Origin of the sequence: Streptomyces sp. NPDC059248, from assembly GCF_042753905.1 — a bacterium.
Lineage (GTDB): Bacteria > Actinomycetota > Actinomycetes > Streptomycetales > Streptomycetaceae > Streptomyces.
Window position 1 is genome coordinate 1 of record NZ_JBHYZV010000151.1, and the last position, 6,245, is coordinate 6,245.

At 72.1% G+C, this 6,245-nt stretch carries 8 protein-coding genes; 6 read left to right on the forward strand and 2 right to left on the reverse strand.

Features of this window, described 5'->3' with window-relative positions; all coding sequences use genetic code 11:
• Positions 1-92 precede the first annotated feature (92 nt).
• Positions 93-785, forward strand: a complete 693-nt coding sequence (locus ACFXG1_RS32755) for a hypothetical protein (protein WP_384717928.1) — start codon at positions 93-95, stop codon at positions 783-785.
• A gap of 21 nt (positions 786-806) precedes the next feature.
• Here ACFXG1_RS32755 and ACFXG1_RS32760 read toward each other — a convergent pair whose 3' ends face one another.
• The gene (locus ACFXG1_RS32760) at positions 807-1,415 is read right to left on the reverse strand and encodes a hypothetical protein (RefSeq protein ID WP_384717926.1); all 609 of its coding nucleotides are present in this window, start codon (positions 1,413-1,415) and stop codon (positions 807-809) included.
• A 95-nt stretch (positions 1,416-1,510) separates the two neighbouring features.
• On the opposite strand from ACFXG1_RS32760, the gene npdG reads away from it, so the two are divergent.
• The 3 genes from npdG to ACFXG1_RS32775 all read left to right on the forward strand — a co-directional run bounded on the left by npdG (position 1,511) and on the right by ACFXG1_RS32775 (position 4,006).
• Entirely contained in the window at positions 1,511-2,224 is a 714-nt protein-coding gene (npdG, locus tag ACFXG1_RS32765; protein ID WP_384717924.1) for an NADPH-dependent F420 reductase, read from the forward strand.
• A 220-nt stretch (positions 2,225-2,444) separates the two neighbouring features.
• Entirely contained in the window at positions 2,445-2,621 is a 177-nt protein-coding gene (locus ACFXG1_RS32770; protein ID WP_384717922.1) for a hypothetical protein, read from the forward strand.
• Positions 2,622-2,701: 80 nt separating this feature from the next.
• A complete protein-coding gene (locus tag ACFXG1_RS32775) occupies positions 2,702-4,006 on the forward strand; it encodes an MFS transporter (protein ID WP_384717920.1) in 1,305 nt (434 codons plus the stop codon).
• A 97-nt stretch (positions 4,007-4,103) separates the two neighbouring features.
• On the opposite strand, the gene ACFXG1_RS32780 is transcribed toward ACFXG1_RS32775, so the two are convergent.
• Positions 4,104-4,358: a hypothetical protein gene (locus tag ACFXG1_RS32780; protein WP_384717918.1), complete on the reverse strand. Its 255-nt coding sequence runs from the start codon at positions 4,356-4,358 to the stop codon at positions 4,104-4,106.
• A gap of 112 nt (positions 4,359-4,470) precedes the next feature.
• Between ACFXG1_RS32780 and map the strand changes: the two genes are divergently transcribed.
• Both map and ACFXG1_RS32790 read left to right on the forward strand, forming a co-directional pair.
• A complete protein-coding gene (gene map / locus ACFXG1_RS32785) occupies positions 4,471-5,328 on the forward strand; it encodes a type I methionyl aminopeptidase (protein WP_384717916.1) in 858 nt (285 codons plus the stop codon).
• 190 nt (positions 5,329-5,518) lie between these two features.
• Complete coding sequence (locus ACFXG1_RS32790; protein ID WP_384717914.1) at positions 5,519-6,190, forward strand: heme oxygenase (biliverdin-producing); 672 nt, start codon at positions 5,519-5,521, stop codon at positions 6,188-6,190.
• Positions 6,191-6,245 lie beyond the last annotated feature (55 nt).

A 6,245-nucleotide genomic window follows, 5' to 3' on the forward strand; every position in this document is an offset into this window, starting at 1 on the left:
CCACCCCCCCGGGCCGCCGGGCGACCGCGGCCCGACGGCCCCACGAGACCTCACGGGGGCCCGTCGGCCGTCATCAGAGGAGAACGAGGTTCATGCGAGTGACGACAACGCCCCGCGCCCGGACGGCCGCCGCGCTGACCGCCGCCTGTCTGATCGGGCTCACCGCCTGCTCCGGATCCGGCGGTGGGGACGACGAGTCCGTGAAGGGTCCGATCGATACGGGGCCCACCGCCGGGCCCGTGTCGAAGGACGCGCTCGCGCGGGCCGTGGTGGAGGCCGTACCCGGGCACCGGATCGCCGCCGGGGGTGCCGTCACGGCGGGGGACGTGAGGGTCGGGGAGGGCGAGAAGGACTGTCTGCCCGTCGCACACGCACTCGCCGGAGTCGCGCTCGGGAAGCCGGAGTCGGTGACCGGGCAGCGGGAGGTGACCGGTGAGGGAGTGGTGACCACCGTGACGCTCGGGCTGTACGGGCGGGACGGCGGGCCCGAGGCGATGGAGGGGCTGGCGGAGGCGTTGCAGAAGTGCGGGGGCGGGTTCTCGGCCACCGTGAAGGGCGTCGGGCAGAAGGTGTCGAAGGTCGCGGCGGAGGTCGCGCCGCAGGGGGCCGATCAGGCCATGGCGTTCGGGGCCGAGGTCACCCGGGGCGGGAAGACCGTGCCGGTGAAGGCGGTGGTCTTCCGGAAGGGGATCACCGTCGGATATCTGAGCGCCACCGGGGCCGACATCAAGGACTTCGCCTTCCCGGTCGAGGTGTTCGAGGCGCAGATCGTCCGGCTGGCGTAGCGCCTCGGGACTTGACCGGTCTCACCAGCGCTCCGGCGGCGGGGACGTCAGATGGTCCACCAGGCGGGCCACCCGGTCGCCGAGGGTGCGGCGGCCCCGGGTCGGCAGGGGGCCGGCGTGTTCGCCGGCCGCCGCGCTCACCAGGTGCTGGACCGTGTCGAGGTCGATGCCGTCGGTGTCGGGGGCGACGGTGAGGGACTCGTGGGCCAGGGCCAGGACGTCCCGGTCGCCGCCGTCGAGGGTGAAGAGCGTGGCCCCGGCGCGACGGGCCGCTTCGAGATGGGTGAGGAGGCCGTCGCCCGGGCGGTCGGGGGCGACCAGCAGCAGGGTCTCGCCGCGGCGGGCCCTTCGCAGCCGGGCCGGGCCCACGGCGAGATGGGGCGGGTCCCCGGGGCGGGCCCGGTGGCGGATCAGGGTCGGGTCCAGTTCGGGGCGGCCGGACCAGGCGGCCTCGTCGACCAGGTGCGCGGCCAGGTGCCAGGGCTCGTACTCCTCCGTGCCGACCAGGAGCAGACCGTCCCCGCGCGGGGAGACGGAGCCCCGGAGCGCGCCCGCGAACCGCCGCGCGGCCCCCGGCCACTCCGTTCCCGCCAGCACCTCGCGCAACAGCGCGACCCGTACAGCGTCCATGGGGCCGCATCCTGTCCCGGGGCGCGGTCCTGCGGGGGCGGTATCACCGTGCCTCACCCGTACGAGGGGGCCGTACCAACGAGTAGGGTCGCGGCATGACTTCCACTGACTCCACTGACAGCACTGCCAAGCCCGCCCCCAAGGACCCCTGGGACCTGCCCGATGTCTCGGGTCTCGTGGTCGGTGTCCTCGGTGGCACCGGTGACCAGGGGCGGGGGCTGGCGTACCGGTTCGCCAGGGCCGGGCAGAAGGTGATCATCGGCTCGCGGGCCGCCGAGCGCGCGGAGGCGGCGGCGGCCGAGCTGGGGCTCGGGATCGAGGGCGCCGACAACGCCGAGTGCGCCCGGCGCAGCGATGTGGTGATCGTGGCCGTGCCGTGGGACGGGCACGCCAAGACGCTGGAGTCGCTCCGCGGCGAGCTGGCCGGGAAGCTGGTGATCGACTGCGTCAATCCGCTGGGCTTCGACAAGAAGGGCGCGTACGCGCTGAAGCCGGCGGAGGGCAGCGCCGCGGAGCAGGCGGCGGTCCTGCTGCCGGACTCCCGGGTCACGGCCGCGTTCCACCATCTGTCGGCGGTGCTGCTCCAGGACGTCTCCGTGGCCGAGATCGACACGGATGTGATGGTGCTGGGCGAGTCCCGGGCCGATACCGATGTCGTCCAGGCGCTGACGGCGCGGATCCCGGGGATGCGGGGGGTCTTCGCCGGGCGGCTGCGCAACGCGCACCAGGTGGAGTCGCTGGTGGCGAATCTGATCTCGGTGAACCGGCGTTACAAGGCGCACGCGGGGCTGCGGGTCACCGACGTGTAGGACGGACGTCCAGGACCGGCGCTCGGAAGCGCATAAGAGCGATAAGCGCTGTCCTCACCCGTCCGGGAGATCACCCCGACCCGCGCGGACCCGGCGTACGGGACCCGGTGGGGCATGGGGGACACTGGACCGTACGCGGCCGTCGACCCGTCACGGCCGTCCGGCCGTCCGGCCGTCCGGCCATCCGGCCATCCGACCGTCCGATCAGGAGCCAGTCCCCATGCCCCGCCTCGCCGTCTACACCCTCGTCGCCTGTCTGCTCGCCGTGGTCGCCGCGGTGGTCTCGTTCGTCCAGGGCATGTGGATCGGGGTCGTCTGGGTGCTGCTGGCCGGTCTGTCGTCCAATATGACCTGGTACTACCTGAAGCGGGGCAAGGCGGGGCGCGCGGCGGGCTGACGCCCGCCCGTTCCCGCTCATGGGGCTCCGCGACTAATTCGGTTGCCCCGGCCGCCTTTCCGGGCGGACGATGACGCGTTGTGCCCAAGCTCCCCGCGATACTCCCCGACCTCACGCCCTGGCGGTCCTCCCGCGACTTCCGGCTGCTGTGGATCCAGGGTCTGATCACCTACTTCGGCAGCTTCATGGCGATGATCGCCCTGCCGTTGCAGATCAAGGATCTGACCGAGTCCCCCCTGGCGGTGGGCGCGATGGGCGCGGTCGAGCTGGTGCCGCTGATGGTCTTCGGACTGTACGGCGGCGCGCTCGCGGACGCCGTGGACCGCCGGAAGCTGATTCTGTGGACGGAGGCCGGGCTCGGGCTGCTGGCGCTGATCCTGCTGGTCAACGCGTTGCTGCCGGATCCCATGCTGTGGCCGCTGTATGTGGTGGCGGCCGGGGTCTCCGCGCTGGCGGGCATCCAGCGCCCGGCGATCGACGCGCTGATCGCCAAGATCGTGCCGCATGACCAGCTCACCGCCGCCGCGGCGCTGAACGCCCTGCGGTGGCAGGCGGGGGCGATCGTGGGCCCCTCGGTGGCGGGTGTGGTGGTGGCGTACGCGGGCCACCCGGCGGCGTACTCCGTGACGGTCCTCACCTTCGCCGTCTCCGTACTGCTCTGTCTGCGTCTCGCGGCCGCGCCGCCCGCCCGCGAGGCGGAGAAGCCGTCGCTGCGCGGGATCGCGGAGGGCGCGCGTTATGCCTGGTCACGGCCGGTGCTACTGGGGACGTACGCGGTCGATCTGGCGGCCATGGTGCTGTCCGCGCCGATGGCCCTGCTGCCGTTCCTCGCGGATGAGCTGGGGGCGGAGTGGTCACTGGGCCTGATGTACGCGGCCATCGGCCTCGGCTCCGTCGTCCTCAGTCTGACCAGCGGCTGGACGGCCCGGGTCAAGCGGCACGGCCTGCTGGTGATCTTCGGGGCCGCGGGGTGGGGCCTGGGCGTCGCGGGCGCCGGACTGGTGGGGAACGTCTGGCTGGTCCTGTTCTGTCTGGCGTTCGCGGGCGCGGCGGACATGCTCAGCGGTCTCGCCCGCTCCACGATCTGGAACCAGACGATCCCCGACGCGCTCCGGGGGCGGCTCGCGGGCATCGAGGTGCTCTCGTACAGCGTCGGCCCCCAGCTGGGCCAGGTCAGGGCCGGTGCGCACGCGGGCTGGACCGGCACCCGCCCGGCGATCTGGGCGGGCGGTGTGGCCTGCGTGGTCTTCGTGGGAGCACTGACCGCCGCCCTCCCGAAGCTGGTCAGGTACGACGCCTCGACGGACGAGGACGCGCTCCGCCGCCGCGCCGAGAAGGAGTCGGCGATGTCCGGGGACGACGTCCGGCTGCCGTCCCAGTCGTAGGCCCGATCACACCGGCGGCCCCGGCCCTGCGGCCCCGGACCGGCGGTACGTCCCCAGGAGTCCCCGGAGCCGTACCGCCGTCGTCAGGGTCCCGGTGTCACCGGGACGGGCCGCCTTCTCCGCCGCCGCCTTCGCCGCCTTCGCCGGGCTTGTCGTGCCAGCGGGGGTCCGTCTCCCACTCCAGGTTGCGCTCGCGGGCCGTGTCCATGGCGTGGGCGGCCTCCTCACGGCTGGTGTAGGGGCCGAAACGGTCCTTGGCCGGGCAGTCGGGGCCTTCCTCGACCTTCTGGTGCTTCAGGCAGTAGTACCACTCGCCGGGCTTACCGGCCTGCCGCTTCTTGAACAGGGCCATCGCCGCTCCTTCGTCCCTCCTGGCCGGACCGGGCCCACCCCCTTCCCGGGGACAGCCGCGGGCGGCCTCTCTCGACCATGCTGCCCCACCCCCGCTGGTTAGACTCGTCGGCATGTCTGGCCAGTCGCTGCTCGTGCCCGGGGTGCTCTCCCCCGCCCGTTCCGTTCCCGCCGTCGTCAAGCGCCCCGAGTACGTCGGGAAACCCGCGCCGACCCCGTACACGGGGCCCGAGGTGCAGGACCCCGAGACCGTCGAGCGGATGCGGGTGGCGGGGCGGCTCGCCGCCCGGGCGATGGAGGAGGCGGCCCGGCACATCGCGCCGGGCGTCACCACGGACGAGCTGGACCGGGTCGCCCACGAGTACCTCTGCGACCACGGCGCCTACCCCTCCACCCTCGGCTACCGGGGCTTCCCCAAGTCGCTCTGCGCCTCTGTGAACGAGGTGATCTGCCACGGCATCCCCGACTCGACCGTGCTGCGCGACGGCGACATCGTGAACCTCGATGTGACGGCGTACATCGGCGGGGTCCACGGCGACAACAACGCCACCTACCTCTGCGGTGATGTGGACGAGGAGTCCCGGCTGCTGGTGGAGCGGACCCGGGAGTCCCTCAACCGGGCGATCAAGGCCGTGAAGCCGGGGCGGCAGATCAATGTGATCGGCCGGGTCATCGAGTCGTACGCCAAGCGGTTCGGCTACGGCGTGGTCCGCGACTTCACGGGCCACGGGATCAACACCTCTTTCCACTCCGGTCTCGTCGTCCCCCACTACGACGCCCCGCACGCCACGACGGTCATCCAGCCGGGCATGACGTTCACCATCGAGCCGATGCTGACGCTGGGGACGCACGAGTACGACATGTGGGACGACGGCTGGACCGTGGTCACGAAGGACCGGAAGCGGACCGCCCAGTTCGAGCACACGCTGGTGGTCACGGAGACCGGTACGGAGATCCTCACCCTGCCCTGAGACACCGGGTGCGGGCCCGTCGCCCGGGAGTCCTTTACCGACAACGCGTCGGGAAGGTGTTGACTTAGGCAAGCCTAAGTAGAGAGAATCGAGCTGGCAACAGGCATCTGCGGTTATTGGCGATTTCAACTACCGCGGTCCGTTCGCGTCTTTTGCCGTGTTCCTTCCCCTCGTCTCCCGGAGGACCGCCTTGGACGTCGTCACCGCCACCACCGGCACGCCCTTCTCCCAGCTCCTGCGCACCACGACGCACGACAAGCACGACGAGGCGAACGCCTCGCCCTTCATCGGCCATCTGCTCGCGGGCCGCCTCGGCATAGCCGCGTACGCCCGCTACACCGAGCAGCTGTGGTACGTGTACCGGGCGCTGGAGGAGGCCGGTGAGGCGCTGCGCGACGACCCGGTCGCGGGCCCCTTCGTCCGGGACGAGCTGCTGCGCACGGCCGAGCTGGAGCGGGATCTGGCGTTCCTGCTGGGCGACGACTGGCGGGCCGGGGTCGCCCCCCTGCCGTCGACGGCGGCGTACGTCGCCCGGGTCGAGGAGTGCGCCCGTACCTGGCCCGCCGGGTTCGTCGCCCATCACTACACCCGCTATCTGGGTGATCTCTCCGGCGGCCAGGTCATCCGCGACCAGGCGGAGAAGACCTGGGGCTTCACCCGCAAGGGCGACGGCGTCCGGTTCTACGTCTTCGACGGGATATCCAACCCGGCCGCGTTCAAGCGGATGTACCGGGAGCTGCTGGACACGGTGAACGCCGACGATCTGGAGAAGCAGCGGATCGTGGAGGAGTGCCGCCGGGCCTTCGACTTCAACAGCGCCGTGTTCTGGGAGCTGAACGAGACGTACCCGCTCAGCGCGTGACGGCGCAGTGGTGAGAGACGGCCGGAGGGCCGGGAACCCCGAAGCGGGTTCCCGG